Annotated in this window: 15 protein-coding genes and 3 pseudogenes; 12 read left to right on the forward strand and 6 right to left on the reverse strand. The window is 70.5% G+C overall.

From position 1 onward, the window contains the following. The first annotated feature begins 94 nt into the window (after positions 1-94). Together AB0883_RS20755 and AB0883_RS20760 are read left to right on the forward strand one after the other, a co-directional pair. A complete protein-coding gene (locus tag AB0883_RS20755) occupies positions 95-2,647 on the forward strand; it encodes a DUF4118 domain-containing protein (RefSeq protein ID WP_366642800.1) in 2,553 nt (850 codons plus the stop codon). Continuing rightward, positions 2,644-3,342 carry a response regulator gene (locus tag AB0883_RS20760; RefSeq protein ID WP_366642801.1) on the forward strand — a complete coding sequence of 233 codons (699 nt, stop codon included), beginning with the start codon at positions 2,644-2,646 and terminating at the stop codon, positions 3,340-3,342. Before AB0883_RS20755 ends, AB0883_RS20760 begins: the two co-directional genes overlap by 4 nt. A gap of 109 nt (positions 3,343-3,451) precedes the next feature. Here the strand turns inward: AB0883_RS20760 and AB0883_RS20765 are convergent, their stop codons facing one another. Together AB0883_RS20765 and AB0883_RS20770 are read right to left on the reverse strand one after the other, a co-directional pair. Beyond that, entirely contained in the window at positions 3,452-3,601 is a 150-nt protein-coding gene (locus AB0883_RS20765; RefSeq protein ID WP_366642802.1) for a hypothetical protein, read from the reverse strand. Between the two features lie 180 nt (positions 3,602-3,781). Then, positions 3,782-3,964, reverse strand: a pseudogene (locus AB0883_RS20770) (EXLDI protein); the annotation flags it as partial. Positions 3,965-4,106: 142 nt separating this feature from the next. Here AB0883_RS20770 and AB0883_RS20775 point away from each other — a divergent pair. The 5 genes from AB0883_RS20775 (at position 4,107) to AB0883_RS20795 (ending at position 7,078) form a co-directional block, all read left to right on the forward strand. Then, the gene (locus AB0883_RS20775; RefSeq protein ID WP_366642803.1) at positions 4,107-4,436 is read left to right on the forward strand and encodes a PadR family transcriptional regulator; all 330 of its coding nucleotides are present in this window, start codon (positions 4,107-4,109) and stop codon (positions 4,434-4,436) included. A gap of 2 nt (positions 4,437-4,438) precedes the next feature. Beyond that, positions 4,439-4,810: a DUF1048 domain-containing protein gene (locus AB0883_RS20780; RefSeq protein WP_366642804.1), complete on the forward strand. Its 372-nt coding sequence runs from the start codon at positions 4,439-4,441 to the stop codon at positions 4,808-4,810. Beyond that, complete coding sequence (locus AB0883_RS20785; protein ID WP_366642805.1) at positions 4,807-5,619, forward strand: ABC transporter ATP-binding protein; 813 nt, start codon at positions 4,807-4,809, stop codon at positions 5,617-5,619. Before AB0883_RS20780 ends, AB0883_RS20785 begins: the two co-directional genes overlap by 4 nt. Before the next feature lie 9 nt (positions 5,620-5,628). Further along, positions 5,629-6,390, forward strand: coding sequence for an ABC transporter permease (locus tag AB0883_RS20790; protein ID WP_366642806.1), 762 nt, complete (start codon positions 5,629-5,631; stop codon positions 6,388-6,390). A 502-nt stretch (positions 6,391-6,892) separates the two neighbouring features. Beyond that, the gene (locus tag AB0883_RS20795; protein ID WP_366642807.1) at positions 6,893-7,078 is read left to right on the forward strand and encodes a hypothetical protein; all 186 of its coding nucleotides are present in this window, start codon (positions 6,893-6,895) and stop codon (positions 7,076-7,078) included. A gap of 59 nt (positions 7,079-7,137) precedes the next feature. On the opposite strand, the gene AB0883_RS20800 is transcribed toward AB0883_RS20795, so the two are convergent. Together AB0883_RS20800 and AB0883_RS20805 are read right to left on the reverse strand one after the other, a co-directional pair. Beyond that, positions 7,138-9,279: a cupin-like domain-containing protein gene (locus AB0883_RS20800; protein WP_366642808.1), complete on the reverse strand. Its 2,142-nt coding sequence runs from the start codon at positions 9,277-9,279 to the stop codon at positions 7,138-7,140. 32 nt (positions 9,280-9,311) lie between these two features. Then, entirely contained in the window at positions 9,312-9,959 is a 648-nt protein-coding gene (locus tag AB0883_RS20805) for a hypothetical protein (RefSeq protein WP_366642809.1), read from the reverse strand. 84 nt (positions 9,960-10,043) lie between these two features. Here AB0883_RS20805 and AB0883_RS20810 point away from each other — a divergent pair, with 84 nt between their 5' ends. Beyond that, a complete protein-coding gene (locus AB0883_RS20810) occupies positions 10,044-10,667 on the forward strand; it encodes a CGNR zinc finger domain-containing protein (protein ID WP_366642810.1) in 624 nt (207 codons plus the stop codon). 287 nt (positions 10,668-10,954) lie between these two features. On the opposite strand, the pseudogene AB0883_RS20815 reads toward AB0883_RS20810, so the two are convergent. Together AB0883_RS20815 and AB0883_RS20820 are read right to left on the reverse strand one after the other, a co-directional pair. Further along, positions 10,955-11,124, reverse strand: a pseudogene (locus tag AB0883_RS20815) (ATP-binding protein); the annotation flags it as partial. A 39-nt stretch (positions 11,125-11,163) separates the two neighbouring features. After that, positions 11,164-11,391, reverse strand: a pseudogene (locus AB0883_RS20820) (IS701 family transposase); the annotation flags it as partial. Positions 11,392-11,766: 375 nt separating this feature from the next. Here AB0883_RS20820 and AB0883_RS20825 point away from each other — a divergent pair. From AB0883_RS20825 to AB0883_RS20840, 4 genes are read left to right on the forward strand one after another with little or no spacing between them, the layout of a single operon-like run. Next, complete coding sequence (locus AB0883_RS20825) at positions 11,767-12,765, forward strand: ABC transporter substrate-binding protein (protein WP_366642811.1); 999 nt, start codon at positions 11,767-11,769, stop codon at positions 12,763-12,765. A 60-nt stretch (positions 12,766-12,825) separates the two neighbouring features. After that, the gene (locus AB0883_RS20830) at positions 12,826-13,593 is read left to right on the forward strand and encodes an ABC transporter ATP-binding protein (protein WP_357695892.1); all 768 of its coding nucleotides are present in this window, start codon (positions 12,826-12,828) and stop codon (positions 13,591-13,593) included. Continuing rightward, positions 13,590-14,390, forward strand: coding sequence for an ABC transporter permease (locus AB0883_RS20835; protein WP_366642812.1), 801 nt, complete (start codon positions 13,590-13,592; stop codon positions 14,388-14,390). The genes AB0883_RS20830 and AB0883_RS20835 overlap by 4 nt, the downstream gene beginning before the upstream one ends. After that, a complete protein-coding gene (locus AB0883_RS20840) occupies positions 14,387-15,466 on the forward strand; it encodes an Ldh family oxidoreductase (protein ID WP_366642813.1) in 1,080 nt (359 codons plus the stop codon). Before AB0883_RS20835 ends, AB0883_RS20840 begins: the two co-directional genes overlap by 4 nt. Positions 15,467-15,473 lie beyond the last annotated feature (7 nt).

Consider the following 15,473-nt stretch of genomic DNA (forward strand, 5'->3'; position numbering starts at 1 on the left):
CCGAACCGTCTTCGACCCGCCGGTTGGCTCTGTCGGACCGGGCGTTGCCCGAGACGGCCTCACGAGCGGCGCCCGACCAGAGAGGATCTTCGGCGTGTCACGAGGAGAACTTCGTATCTACCTGGGGGCCGCCCCCGGTGTCGGCAAGACCTACGCGATGTTGGAGGAGGCCCGACGTCGCGCGGGACGCGGCACCGACGTGGTGATCGGGTTCGTCGAAACCCACGGCCGCCGGCACACCGCGGCAATGATCGGCGACCTGGAGCAGGTGCCGCGCCGCGCGATCACCTACCGCGGCGTCGAGTTCACCGAGATGGACCTCGACGCCGTACTCGCTCGCCGGCCCGAGGTGGTGGTGGTCGACGAGTTGGCCCACACCAACGTGCCGGGATCCCGCAACGACAAGCGCTGGCGGGACGTCCAGGAACTGCTCGACGCCGGCATCAGTGTGCTGTCCACGGTCAACGTGCAGCACCTGGAGTCGATCAACGACGTCGTCGCCCAGATCACCGGCACCACGCAACGGGAGACCGTGCCCGACGAGATCGTCCGCGCCGCCGAGCAGGTCGAACTGGTCGACATGACCCCGGAGGCGCTGCGTCGCCGGATGGCCCACGGCAACATCTACCGCCCCGACAAGATCGACGCCGCGCTCGGCAACTACTTCCGGGTCGGCAACCTCACCGCCCTGCGTGAACTCGCGCTGCTCTGGCTCGCTGACAAGGTCGACGACCAGCTCGACGCCTACCGCGCCCAGCAGGGCATCTCCGACACCTGGGAGGCCCGCGAGCGGGTCGTCGTCGCCCTCACCGGCGGCCCGGAGGGCGACACGCTGGTCCGTCGGGCGGCCCGGATCGCCGCCCGCAGCAAGGGCGCGGACCTGCTCGCCGTGCACGTCGCCCGCAGCGACGGCCTGGCCGGTGCCGACCCCGCCCAACTGGCCCGGCAGCGGGTACTGGCGGAAAGCCTCGGCGGCACCTACCACCAGGTCCTCGGCGCCGACGTCCCGGCCGCCCTGCTGGACTTCGCCCGGGGCGTCAACGCCACCCAGCTCGTCCTCGGCGCCAGCCGCCGGGGACGCCTGGCCCAGGTGTTCTCCCGGGGCGTCGGGGTCACCACCACCGCGCTCTCCGGCGCTATCGACGTACACCTGGTCACCCATCCCCAAGCGGGTCGGGGTCGGCGGACGACCGGGGTCCCGGCGGCACTGTCGCGCCGACGCCGGCTGCTGGGGTTTGCGCTGGCCGGGTTGGGCATGCCGCTGCTGACCCTGCTGCTTCTGGCGCTGCCGGACCTCACGCTGACCAACGACATCCTGCTGTTCCTCGCCGGGGTGGTGGGAGTGGCGCTGGTCGGCGGCCTGTGGCCGGCGCTCGTCGCCGCGCTCGGCGGCTCCCTGCTGTTGAACTGGTTCTTCACCCCGCCCTACTACGCGCTGACCATCGCCGAGGCGGACAACCTCCTGGCCCTCGGGGTCTTCGTCGGCGTCGCCCTCGCGGTGAGTTGGGTGGTCGACGTCGCCGCCCGCCGTACCCGGGAGGCCGCGCGGGCATCCGCCGACGCGCAGACCCTGGCCACGGTGGCCGGTGGCGTGTTGCGTGGGCAACGGCCGCTGCCGGCGCTGCTGGACCGGCTGCGGGAGACCTTCGGGCTGCGCGCGGTCAGCGTCCTGGAACTGACCGCGGACGCCGAGGGACGGCCCGGCCGGTCCCGCGACGAGAGCGCTTGGCGGATCGTGGCCAGCATGGGAGAGGCGCCGCCCGGCAGCCCCAGCGCGGGGGAGACGGCGGTACCGGTCGACGACCGGCTCACCGTGGTGCTCTCCGGCCGCCGGCTGGAGGCCGCCGATCGCCGGGTCGTCGAGGCGTTCGCCGCCCAGGCCGCCGTCGCGCTGCGCCAGGAACGCCTCGCCGAGGAAGCGGCCACCGCCCGCCCCCTCGCCGAGGCAGACCGGATGCGCACGGCGCTGCTCGCCGCGGTCAGCCACGATTTGCGTACGCCGCTGGCGTCGGCGAAGGCCGCGGTCAGCAGCCTGCGCAGCCCCGACATCGAGTTCGACGCCGACGATCGCGACGAGCTGCTCGCCACCGCCGACGAGTCCCTCGACCGGCTCGGCCGTCTAGTGGAGAACCTGCTGGACATGAGCCGGCTACAGGCCGGCGTCCTGGGCGCCAGCGCCACCGCGATCGGGCTGGAGGACGCCGTACCCCTGGCCCTGGACGAGCTGGGTCCGGCGGCGGCCGACGTCACCACGGATATCCCGGCCGACCTGCCGGCCGCCGTCGCCGACCCCGGCCTGCTGGAGCGCGTCCTGGTCAATATCGTCGCCAACGCCCTGCGGCACAGCCCACCAGGGCAGCCGCCCACCATCACCGCGAGCGCCCACGCCGGGCAGGTCGAACTGCGGGTCATCGACACCGGCCCGGGCATCCCCGAGGACCAGTGGGAGCACGTCTTCCTACCGTTCCAGCGCCTTGGTGACCGGGACAACCAGACCGGCGTCGGCCTCGGACTCGCCCTGTCCCGGGGCCTCGCCGAGGCGATGGGTGGCAGCATCACCCCCGAGACCACCCCCGGCGGAGGGCTGACGATGGTGCTGCGGCTGCCCGCCACCGCGCAGACGCCTCCGGAAGGACCACCGGAATGAGCCGGATTCTTGTCGTGGACGACGAACCGCAGATCCTGCGCGCTTTGCGGATCAACCTGCGCGCCCGCGGGTACGACGTCGAAATCGCCGAGACCGGAACGGCGGCTCTCAAGGCCGCCGTCAGTCATCCCCCAGACCTGGTGGTGCTCGACCTGGGTCTACCCGACCTCGACGGCGTCGACGTCATCAGGGGGCTGCGAGGGTGGACCACCGTGCCGATCATCGTGCTCTCCGGACGGGCCGGCAGCGAAGCCAAGGTCGTCGCACTCGACGCCGGCGCCGACGACTACGTCACCAAACCCTTCGGCGTCGACGAACTCCTCGCCCGCATCCGCGCGGTCACCCGCCGCCTCGCCGCGACACCAGCCGACGCCGCCTCACCCTCCGCGACGGCTGTCTCCCGGGTCGGCCGGCACAGCGTCAACCTGGCCGACCGCACAGTGACGCGCGACGACGGCACCGAGGTCCGCCTCACCCCGACCCAGTGGGCCATGCTCGACAAGCTGCTGCGCCACCCCGGCAAGCTGATCAGCCAGCGGCAACTGCTGCATGACGTGTGGGGCCCGGAATACGACCACGAGACCAACTACCTGCGGCAGTACATGGCCCAGCTGCGACGCAAGCTCGAAGACGACCCCGCCCGCCCCCGCCACCTCATCACCGAACCGGGCATGGGCTACCGCTACCGGCCCTGAGGTCCTCTCGCACGGCGACGTCGGCGGCCCGCCCTGGCGGCGGCCCCGCCCTGGCGGCCGTCCGCAGCGCGTCAGCCCGACTGGGGACCAGCCGCCGCTGCCACATCCGTCACGGCGCCGGCTGGCCGGTCATGTCCGTGCCGTGACACGCGTCGTCGCGCCGGATCCCGGTGCGGCGCCGGCAGGCGAGCATGACGTGCACGGCCACCACCTCCGCCCCACCACGCCGCCGGAGGTCGGCCACCTCCGGGTTCAGCATTCTTGCGTGTGGGCAGCATGCGACGTCGCAGCGAGGGCCGCTGTGGCTGTCGGCTTGGACGTGCGGCCGTCGCGTCTTCGGTCGGGCGACCTCCGCGGGTAGACGCGAGCGTGGCTGGTCGCCGGCTGTCAGTTGCGAAAGAGCGTCAAGCAACGGCCGGGCGGCGTCATGGTCGTTGAATCAGATGTCGAGGTCCTCCACGACGGGCTCGCCCCTGATGGTCCGCAGCGCGACCGCGTAGAGCTCCGCGGGCAGCAGCGTCTCGAGTTCCTCGACGGTGTCGACGACCGAGAACGTGGCCTGGACCGGTGTCCGCATCCATGCCTGGTCCGGCGACCAGTCACCGATCCATCCGCGCCAGCCGGTGGCCCACCTCTTGCCGCGACCTCGGCTCGATGGCTGACCCGGCTCCCGGCTCCACTATTCGCTGTTGCTAAGTACCGGTACTCATCGCTACTATCTACCGGTAGTTAGCAACGCTGAGTACCTCGCAGGAAGGCTGTCAATGGGCAGGCAGATGACGGAGATGCTCAAGGGCACGCTGGAGGGCATCGTGCTCGCGGTTCTGGCCATGCGGCCGGCGTACGGCTACGAGATCACGGCGTGGTTGCGGGGGCAGGGCTTCGCCGACATCGCCGAGGGCACCGTCTACGCCCTGCTGGTCAGGGTCGAGCAGAAGCGCCTCGTCGACGTGGAGAAGGTCCCGTCCGAGAAGGGGCCGCCACGCAAGGTGTACTCCCTCAACGCGCAGGGCCGGGAATACCTCGAAGAGTTCTGGAGGACCTGGAGCTTCCTCGCAGAACGGCTGGAACAGCTCCACGAAGGAGGCAAATAGTCATGTCGGACGCGGAAAAGGGTGGCTTTCTCGCGAAGGTCATCGGCCCCAAGCGCCGATGGCGGGAGTACAGGGCGAGGGTGAAACAGCTTCCCCCGAACTACCGGACGGCGGTCGAGGCGATCGAGCGGTACCTCATGCATTTCGGGCCGGTGACCGCCGACGGCGCGGCCTCGTTGTTCGAGGATGTCGCCGACCTCTTCGAGCGGGCCGCGGCGGACGGAACGCCGATCCGCGAGATCGTCGGGGAGGACCCGGTGGAGTTCGTGGACGAGTTGGTCCGGAACTACCGAAAGGGCGGATACATCGATCGGGAGCGGGCGCGGCTGACACAGGCGATCGAGAGCATCGAGCGGGTGGAGGAGTCAAGGTGACGAACACGCAGGTTCCGGGGCCCGCGATCCAGGTGCGGGGTCTGGAGAAGTCGTACAAGCAGTTGCACGTGCTGCGTGGCGTGGACTTCGACGTGGCGCGGGGCAGCATCTTCGCGCTGCTCGGCTCGAACGGGGCCGGCAAGACCACCGTGGTGAGAATCCTGTCCACGCTGCTCAGAGCGGACGCGGGATCCGCCGGGGTGAACGGCTTCGATGTCGCCACGCAGGCGGCGCGGGTGCGGGAGTCCATCAGCCTCACCGGACAGTTCGCGGCCGTCGACGAGGTCCTCTCCGGGCGGGAGAACCTCGTCCTGGTCGCCCGGCTGCGGCACCTCAAGAACCCGGGCGTCGTCGCGGACGACCTGCTCGAACGTTTCTCGCTGACCGACGCCGGCGGGCGGAAGGTGTCGACGTACTCGGGGGGCATGCGCCGCCGGCTCGACATCGCGATGAGCCTCATCGGCAACCCGCCGGTGATCTTCCTGGACGAGCCGACGACCGGGCTCGACCCGCAGGCCCGCATCGAGGTGTGGCAGGCCGTCAAGGAACTCGCCGCGCAGGGTACGACGGTGCTGCTCACCACGCAGTACCTGGACGAGGCCGAACAACTCGCCGACCGGATCGCGATCCTGCACGAGGGCCGGATCATCGTGAACGGCACCCTCGCCGAGCTCAAGCAACTACTACCAGCCGCCAAGGTCGAGTACGTCGAGAAGCAGCCGACCCTCGAGGACGTCTTCTTCGCCATCACCGGTGCCGACAGCAAGGGCGGCACCACCAAGGATCGCAACGTCGGCGCGGACAGGTAAGGAACGACGATGACCAAGCACTTCTTCGGCGACACCGCCGTCCTACTGGGCCGATCCCTGACCCACGTCACCCGCAGCGTCGACACCATCATCACCACCGCCATCACACCGATCGCCATGATGCTGCTGTTCGTCTACGTGCTCGGCGGCGCGATCAACACAGGCACTGATTCGTACGTGAACTATCTGCTACCCGGCATTCTGCTGATCACGATCGCGTCGGGTATCGCCTACACCGCGTTCCGGCTCTTCCTCGACATGAAAAGCGGCATCTTCGAACGCTTCCAGTCCATGCCGATCGCCCGGTCGTCCGTGCTGTGGGCGCACGTGCTGACGTCGCTGGTCGCCAACCTCATCTCGCTGGTGGTCGTCGTCGGCGTCGCCCTGCTGATGGGCTTCCGCTCGGGCGCGGGACTGCTGGCCTGGCTCGCGGTCGCCGGCATCCTGATCCTGTTCACGCTCGCGCTGACGTGGCTCGCCGTCATCCCCGGCCTCACCGCGAAATCCGTGGACGGCGCCAGCGGATTCTCCTACCCGCTCATCTTCCTGCCATTTATCAGCTCGGCATTCGTACCCACCGACACCATGCCCGGCCCGGTACGCGCCTTCGCCGAACACCAGCCTGTGACGGCCATCGTCAACGCCATCCGCGACCTGCTCACGCAGCAACCGGTCGACAACGACATCTGGACCGCCCTCGCCTGGTGCCTCGGCATTCTCATCGTCACCTACGCCTCCGCCATGGCCATCTACCGCCGCAGAGTCAGCTGACAGGACCGCGACCTACCCCGACGAGTGCCAGGTCCGCCGGACACGCCGCTCTGATCGGCTCCTTCTCCGCCGGTTGTAGAGAGGCCCGGCCTGTCGCTGAACATCGGCCACCGCGGTGTCCTGGTCAATTCGCACAGCCGTCCAGTACCGGCGGTGGCCGCTCGACTGCCGCGATGACCCGCCGTTCGAGCCTCGTCGGGCGCGCACAGCATTCGATGGCTAGGCACCCCGGTACAGGTCGATGTCAGCCCAGCGCGATCCATGCCTTCTGCCGCGACGCGCCCCGCGTACGGCGGTGACCTACCACCAACCGGCGAGTAGCCAGTGACGGTGTCGAGGAGGGTGCCGAGCCGCGCGGCAGTCCACGCGGCACCGGTGGGCGGATTGCCGTACTGCCGACCTGCGCGGACGCCGCCGGGCGCGTAGGAACGGCTGCTGTTGCCACCGGACTCGACATCGCCCCTGGTGGTGTCCACCCGGCAACGAGGAGAGGAGGTGACACATGCGTAGGTTGTTGATCGTCACGATGGTGGCCGCCACCATGCTCACCGCCGGCGGGGCACCTTGCGCCGACGAACTGCCGAACGTGCGGTACAGCGCTGACGTACGCGATCCACCGCCGACCGGCCCGCCCGGCCTGACCACGGACGAGATCCCGGATCCCCCACCGGAGCGGGACAAGGGTTAGCTGGTTGTGGGCTGCGGGGCCACCGAGATCGGTGGCCCCGCAGCCCATCGTTCCCGCCGTCAGGGATCGGCACGCACCAGCGGTGGGTGTAGATAGTGGTTGCCCGAAGGCACCTGGAAATGGTGCAGGCTCACCGTGGCGCTGATGTCCAGCGCGCGTACCCAGTGCCACCAACCGGCCGGCACGAACAGTGCGTCGCCCGGCTGCAGCACCCCCGCCAGGACGGTGGCCTGCCCGTACAACGGGTGCTGGTCGAGGTCGGGCCGCTCGGCGTCGACGTGGCTGTACGTCCCGCCCCGGGGATACACCCGGGGACGCTGGTACGAGGGCACGAGGCGGACGTGTTTACGGCCCATCACCTGGCACAACAGGATGTTCATGTTGTCGTGGTGCAGGTTGGTGACCGTGCCGGCCGGCCCCAGCAGCAGGGTCACCGCCTCCGGCAGCAGAGCCGGATCGATGATGCCGGGTACCGGCCTGATGTCCTGGGTCAACGGTTTGAGACCGTGCTGCCAGTTGTCGTTGCGCGCGACCATGTAGTAGTCGTTGGTCTCCCCACCCGTCTCGACCATGGTGAGGTAGTCGGCGAACGTCATCCGCGTCCGGTGTGCGTCGTGCTGCCAGCCATGCTCCGGATTGCCGTCCCGACCGGTCATCACCTCGACCTCGACGTCACCCAGTCGGTCCCGCAGGCTGGTCGGCGACCACTGCCGTCGGGCCGGCCAGTCGTCGACCGCCCCGACCAGGATCACCGGCCGGTTGGCGAAGTAGTACCGGTCGAAGAACTCGGCAGCGCAGAGGCCGACCCGACGCTCCAGCCCGCCGGCCAGCTGCGCCGAACGGAGATCGCCGTAGAAGTCCAGTAGCGACTCCTGCCAGGCGTACTCCCGGGCCAGCCGCAGGCAGGCCTGGAAGTACGGGTGGTCGATCGCTCGGGTCAGCTCCTCGTCGACCACCGATCCGGACAGCCCCGCCGCCAGCAGCGCCTCGCGGACCTCCCCGGCCGGCACCCCGAGAGCCAGGTTCTCGGCCGTCCAGGCTCGCCACTGCGGTGTGAGCCCGGCCAGCTCGGCGGCCGTCCGGGTCACCGGGACTCCGGCAATCGGGACGCCGCCCGGTCTCGGTGCGCCCCGGCCGGCTCGGCGGACGTGCCGACGTCCGGCAGGGGCAGCCGCCGCCGGGTACGTCCGTTCGACAGCTCGACGCAGTCGACGTAGTTGTTCTTGACGTTGACCTCGAACTCCGGCTCGGCGCTGGTCATCGGTCGCAGTCCACGCATGGTGTCTCCCGTCACAGTGGATGGTCGTGTGCTCGACGGTGTCACCGTCGGCTGGGATCCCGCTGGGATCCTCGGCGGTGCGGCGCGGCACCCACCACGACCGGCCGCTGCCGGAAGGCGCCCCCGGGGGTACGGCCCGGCCGGCCGGAAGGTCGAGAGAGGCGTCCTGACCGAGGATCGCCGCCTCCAGGCGAAGCAGTCCCGCCCCGGGGTCGAGACCGAGGTCCCGGGCGATTCGGGTCCGCGCCCGGCGCACCACGGTCAGCGCGTCGCCCTGCCGACCGGCCTGGTACAGCGCGATCGCCAGCAGCTCCCAGCCGCGCTCCCGCAACGGCTGTTCGAGCACGAGCGCCTCCAGCTCACCGAGCACCTCGGTGTGCCGGCCCAGCGCCAGCACGGCGGTCAGTCGTGTCTCGATGGCAGCGGCCCGCAACCCGTCGAGGCGGGCGATCTCCGGCAGCACGAACGACGCCTGCGCCAGGTCGGCGTACGCCGGGCCGCGCCACAACCCGAGGGCACCGGTCAGGGTCGTGACGACCGCAGCGGGTCGCCCCCGTTGCAGCATCGTCACGCCGTGCGCGACCAGCGCGGTGAACCGTTCCGCGTCGACCTGCTCGGCCCGCACCCGGACGGCGTACCCGGGGCCTTCTCGGAGCAGCACCGTGCTCGGTGAGCGCGGAGGTCGGTCCGGTTCGAGCGCCCGCCGCAGTCCGGCCACGTAACCGTGCAGGGTCGCCGGCCCGGCCGGCCGCCCACCGTCGCTCCAGACCAGGTCCCGCAGCCGCTCGGCGGGCAGCATCCGACCCCGGGCCGCCAGCAACGTGGCGAGCACCATGCGCTGTCGCCGGCCGCCGAGCGCCACTCTCGCCCCGTCGCGGTGCGCGGTCAGTGGTCCGAGTACGGAGAACTGCACGTCGGCCATCCCCACCCACCGCCTTAACCGGGTCGTCGTGGTCAGCGGGTCGGGTCACCGAGAGCGACGCAGACGTTGTCCTGTCGACCGATCCCCAGGGTGAGCCGGCGGGTACCGGCCGGGTCGATCGAGACGACGTGCAGCCCGTCGAGGACGTAGTAGCCACGCGGGTGCTGGTCTCCCGGCCGGAAGCCGAACCCCGCCGGCCCGACGATGGTGTAACGCAGCCACCCGCCGTCCGGGCGGTATTCGAGCAGCCCGGAGCCGCCCACGTCCCGGCGTACGGCCCTCCCGGTATGGGTGTTGACGAAGTCGACGGTCAGTGGGCCGGCGTACTCCTCACGTCGGACGGCCCCGGTGGCGTAGCGGGCGAGCACCCGGACCCGTACGTCCTGGGAGACCACGCGGACGCGGAGCGGGAACGAGCAGTAGCGGCCGGCCGGCCCGGTCCATTCCTCCTGGACCGAGGGACGCCAGGGCTCGGGGCGGTCGCCGACCCCGCCTCGCCAATCGGACGCGGGCACCGCGGAGCCGGGGCCTCGCGCGGGCACCGTGGAGCCGAGGCCTCGCGCGGCCACCGTGGAGCCGGGGCCTCGCGCGGGCACCGGGCTGGCGGGGGCGGCCACCAGGGTCGCGGACACCATCAGCATCCCGAGCAGAGACCGAGTGACGAGCTTTCCCAGGCGCATGGCATCACCTAACCAGTAAATGTTCATTAACCGGTGTCGAAGACAGTACTGGTTAGTTGCGCCGAGTCAAGGCACACTGTCGACATGCACTGGGTGAACGTCGAGGGCTATCCGATGCCCGTCCCGCTCGGCGGGCATCCCGCCCTGGAGCTCTGCAACACCTGGGCCGGCTGGGCGGCACCACCCAGTCCGGAACGGGAGTGGCTGCGCGACTTCGATCGACTGGCGGTGTGGACCGGGCACGTCCAGCTGCTCACCCCGACCACTGTCGGTCGGCTCCGGGCAGACGGTCGCCGCCACCCGGCCGCCGCGCACGACGTACTGGTGGCGACCCGGCTGCTGCGTGCCGCGCTGTACGACGTCCTGCTCGACCCGGACGACACCGCGGCCTTCCGGCACGTCGCCGAGCAGGCGCAGCGAGCCGCCGCCGTGGCGGTGCTGAAGTCGGACCGGGACGGACTCGCCCACTGGACACTGCCCGACGACGTCGGTCTGCCGCTGCCGCTGCTGGCCAGTGCCCAAGCCGCCACCGACCTACTCAGCACCCCCGCCCGCACCGAGGTACGCGCCTGCCCGGCCGTCGAGTGCGGCTGGCTCTTCCTCGACCGGCGTGGCCGGCGGCGCTGGTGCAGCATGGCCAGTTGCGGCAACCGGGCCAAGGTGCGGGCCTATGCCGCCCGCCAACAGCTGGACTGGGGAGACGAATGACATCGACCGTGTCGTATCGGAGGAGACCTGGAGGTACGGCGGCTCGGGTTCGGTGCCATGCACCTGCCGACCGGGGCGGGCCCCGCCCCGCGAGTCCTCCCCGGCGGTGCTCCGGCGGGCCTTCGAGCTGGGCGCCACGCTGATCGACACCGCCTACCTGTACGGCGGGGCGCCAACGAGGAGCTTCTCGCCGGGCGCAGGTCGAGCAGGCGCTGCGCCGGCTGCGCGTCGACCGGATCGGGTGCTCTCTGGCTAGGAGTTCGCGGCGTTGGCGGGTTCGGTATGAAGTCTCCGGTCAGGGTGAGGATTTCGGCGTGGTGGACGAGACGGTCGATCATCGCTGCGGCGACGACGTCGTCGGAGAAGGTCTCGCCCAGCGTCCGAAGGGCAGGTTCGATGTGACCATGACCGAGCCGGCCTCGTAACGCGATGCGATGAGCTGGGAGAGCAGATTGGCGTCGGGCTGCTGCGCGGTGGCGGTGAGGATGGTCAGGACGGCTAGGGCGAGCATGGCCAGGGTGATGAACCGGTGCCAGCCGGTCCAGCTGCGGACCTGGTAGTGGTCGAGGCCGACCTGGCCTTTGCCGGTCTGGAACAACTCCTCGATGCTCCAGCGGAAAGCGGCCACCCGGACCAGGGTGTGCAGTGGCATCGGACGAGGTGACCAGCACACGTAGAAGGCCAACTCGCCGGTGGTGCGGTTGCGGCGGATGAGCAGCCATCGGTGCTCGACGGGGCTGGTGGCGGTGGTGGTCCACGCCCACAGGCGGTTGCGGGGACCTTTCGCTCTCCGGTCGGGCCGGTCGCGCCAGGTCGCCCCCGGCAGGTAGAGCCGACGACCGATCATCGCCCGCCCGGCGACCCGGGGGCCGTCGAACAGCGGGGTGGGGAAGCGTGCTCGCTGTCGGCGCGTAACGCGGTCCTGCGGTGTCGACTGTTGTCGCCGCTGGCGGTCGACGGGCGTACTGCCAGGTCAGTGGGCCTGGCGGGGGTGCGGTCGCAGGGCCGGCGTCGCGGAGCGGGGCGGTGTTGCCGAAACGAGGTCTTGACGAGTCAGGAAGTTTGACATTTGATAAATCCCGCCGATGCAGGAGGTCTCATGTCAGCTCGCACCCGTTTCGTCGCGGCCGTCGCCGCAGCGGCTCTCACACTCACCGTCGCCGGCTGTGGTGATTCGGAGAAGGCCGATTCCCCCGGTGCCGCCTCCGTCACCTACCTGACCTCCTTCGGGACGTTCGGTCGGGACGCGTACGCATACGTCGCCCTGGAGAAGGGCTACTTCAAGGAGGCCGGGCTCAACGTCACCATCAAGCCCGGCACCGGCACCGTCGATGTCATGAAGCTGATCGGGTCGGGGCAGGCCGACTACGGCCCCGGCGACCTCTCCGGGGTCATCACCACACTGGCCAACGAGAAGATGCCGGTGCGCGTGGTGGCCGCCATCCACCAGCGGTCGATGGCCGGCATCGCCTCGCTGGAGAAGGCGATCGACTCGCCGGAGAAGCTGCCCGGCGCCAGCATCGCGGACAGCTCCGGCTCCACCAACATGATCATCTTTCCGGCGTACGCCAAGGCTGCCGGCATCGATCCGAAGTCGGTGAAGTTCGTCCCGTCCTCGCCGCAGTCGCTCCCGCAGTTGCTCGCCGCCGGCTCGGTGGACGCGATCGGCCAGTTCGCCGCCGGCAAGCCGCTGCTGGAGAAGGCGGCCGGTGGCAAGACCGTCACCATGCTGCCGTACGCGGACAAGCTCCCCGACCTGTACGGCAACGGCCTGCTGGTCTCCGCCGCGAAGCTGGAGAGCAACCGCGCCGAGGTCGAGAAGTTCACGGCAGCGCTGGTCAAGGGCCTGCTCTACGCGGTGGAGCACCCCGAGGAAGCAGCCCAGTTGCTCAAGAAGCACGACCGGACGGCCGACGAGAAGGTCGCCGCCGCCGAACTCACCGAGATGAAGCCGTACGTCCTGGGCGACGGCGGACCGGCCGGAAAGCTGGACCGGGCGCGGGTGGAGGCGATGATCAAGCTGCTCGCCGGCACCGGCACCCTCAAGTCGACGCCGAACGCCGACGACATCGGCGTCTACGACATCGCAAAGCCATAACTTTCCTCTTCGACGGCGGTGCGCGCGGCCGGTTGCCGCGCGCACCGCGAGGGGCGAACCATGATCGGAATTCGTAACGTTTCGCAGATCTACCGCACCCGGGCCGGTGACGTGGAGGCCCTGCGTGACGTGTCGCTGGAGGTCGCCGACGGCGAGTTCGTGGCGATCGTCGGGCGGTCCGGGTGCGGTAAGTCCAGCCTGCTGCGGCTGGTGGCGGGCCTACAGGCGGCCACCTCAGGCGAGATAACCGTCGCCGGCACCCCGATCCGGGGGCCACGGCGGGACATCGGCTTCATGTTCCAGCGCCCGGCTCTGCTGCCGTGGCGGTCGGTCATCGACAACGTGCTGCTGCCGACCGAGGTGTTCAAGCAGGACCGACGGGACGCCCGCACCCGCGCACACGAACTGCTCGACCTGGTCGGGCTGAACGGCTTCGAGAAGCGCCTGCCGCACGAACTCTCCGGCGGGATGCAGCAGCGGGTCTCACTGTGCCGGGCCCTCATCCAGCAGCCGCGCGTGCTGCTGATGGACGAGCCGTTCTCCGCACTCGACGCGCTCACCCGCGCCGACCTCACGGTCGAGCTCCAGCGCCTCCAGATGAAGCACGCCTCGACGGTGCTCTTCGTGACGCACTCGGTCGACGAGGCCGTGCTGCTCGCCGACCGGGTCGTCGTGCTCAGCCCGCGACCGGGCCGGCTGCGGCAGATCGTGGGAATCGACATCGCCCGTCCGCGTTCGCTGGGACGCGACGGCCACTCGGCCGAACTCGGCGTGCTGCGCGCCCAACTGCACGACCTGCTCATGACCCCCGAGGAGGTGGCACGGTGACGGTCACCGAATCCCGCCGTACCGGCCGCGACAAACCACGCGCCGCAGGCCGCTGGGCCCAGCAACTCCCGCCCGTGCTCGGCGTCGTGGCCGCCACCGCCCTGTGGTGGGCGATCACGGTCGTCTTCGACGTGGAGAGCTTCATCCTGCCGTCCCCGGTGCAGGTGGCGCAGAGCATGGTCGAGCAGTCCGGCTACCTGTGGGACAACACCCTGGTCACTCTCGCCGAGACGCTGCTGGGCTTCCTGCTGGCCATCGCGATCGGGGTGCCGCTGGCGCTGATCGTCACCGCCTCGCGGATGCTGGAACGGACCGTCTACCCACTGCTGCTGATGCTCAACGCCGTACCGAAGGTGGCCGTCGCGCCGCTGCTGGTGGTGTGGATGGGCTTCGGCCAGTTCCCCAAGGTCTTCCTGGTCTTCCTGGTCTGCTTCTTCCCGATCGTCATCTCCACCGCCGCCGGCCTCAGCTCCACCCCGGCCGACCTGGTGGAGCTGGGCCGGTCGCTGAAGACCAACTGGTGGCAGACGTTCCGCATGATCCGGATGCCGGCCGCCATCCCGCAGCTCTTCGTCGGTCTCAAGCTCGCCATCACCCTAGCGGTCATCGGCGCGGTGATCGCCGAGTTCGTCGGCGCCACCGAGGGGCTGGGCTACGCGATCGTCGCCTCCGGCGCCAGCGCCGACACCGCGTTGGCCTTCGCCGCGATGATCCTGCTCGGGGTGATGAGTGTCGTGCTGTTCTACCTGCTCGCCGCGGTCGAGCGGTTCTTCGTACCGTGGGCGGACCGGTCATGAGCGCGCCGGACTTCCCGCCGACGGTCCCGGTCCGGTGGCTCACCGACGCCGTCGCCTCGGTCTTCGGCGCACTGGGCTACTCCGAGCAGGCGGCCGGCCTGGTCGCCGGCTCCCTGGTGGACGCCGACATGCGGGGAATCCCCTCGCACGGGGTGATGCTGCTGCCGATGTACGTGGACCGGATCAAAGCCGGCTCGGTCAGCCGGGCCGAGCGGGCCGAGGTGGTCCGCGACAAGGGCGCCATCGCGGTGCTCGACGCCGGCCACGCGCTGGGGCAGCTCACCGGTGACCAGGCGATGCGGCTGGCGGTGGCGAAGGCGCAGACGTACGGCGTCGGCGTGGTCACCGTCCGCCGGGCGTTCCACTTCGGCGGGGCGTTCCGGTACGTGGACCTCGCCGCGGACAACGGCTGCGTCGGCATCGCGGCGGCCAACACCCGCCCGCTGATGCCCGCCCCCGGTGGCGCCTCGGCGGTGGTCGGCAACAACCCGCTCGCGGTGGGCGTACCCCGCGCGGGCGGCAAGCCGGTGATCCTTGACGTGGCGCTCTCCGAGGCCGCGCTCGGCAAGATCCGGCTTGCCGCCGGTGAGGGCCGCGAGATCCCCGCGAGCTGGGCGACCGACGCGCAGGGGCGGCCCACCACCGATCCGGCCGCCGCGCTCAAGGGGCTGCTGCTGCCGTCCGGCGCCCACAAGGGATACGGTCTCGCGCTCATGATCGACGTGCTGACCGGGGTGCTGTCCGGCGGGGCGTACGGCCGGGGTGTCCAGGGCCTCTACGCCGACGTGTCGGTGCCCAACGACTGCGCGCACTTCTTCCTCGCACTCGACGCCGAGGCGTTTGTCGAGGACGCGGAGGAGCTCGCCCGCCGGGTCGACGACCTGGCCGACCAGGTGCTCGGCTCCGCGCTGGCGCCCGGCACGGAGCGGGTTCACCTGCCCGGTGACATCGAAGCCGACCGGTACGACCGGGCGTCGCGCGACGGTGTCGCGCTCCAGCCGTCGGTCTTCGCCGCACTGGTGGAGGTCGCCGCCGGGCTGGGCGTGCCGCTCCCGCCACCGCCCAGCGCCGGCTGACCCGGTC

Origin of the sequence: Micromonospora sp. NPDC047812 (assembly GCF_040704175.1) — a bacterium.
Taxonomy (GTDB): Bacteria; Actinomycetota; Actinomycetes; order Mycobacteriales; family Micromonosporaceae; genus Micromonospora.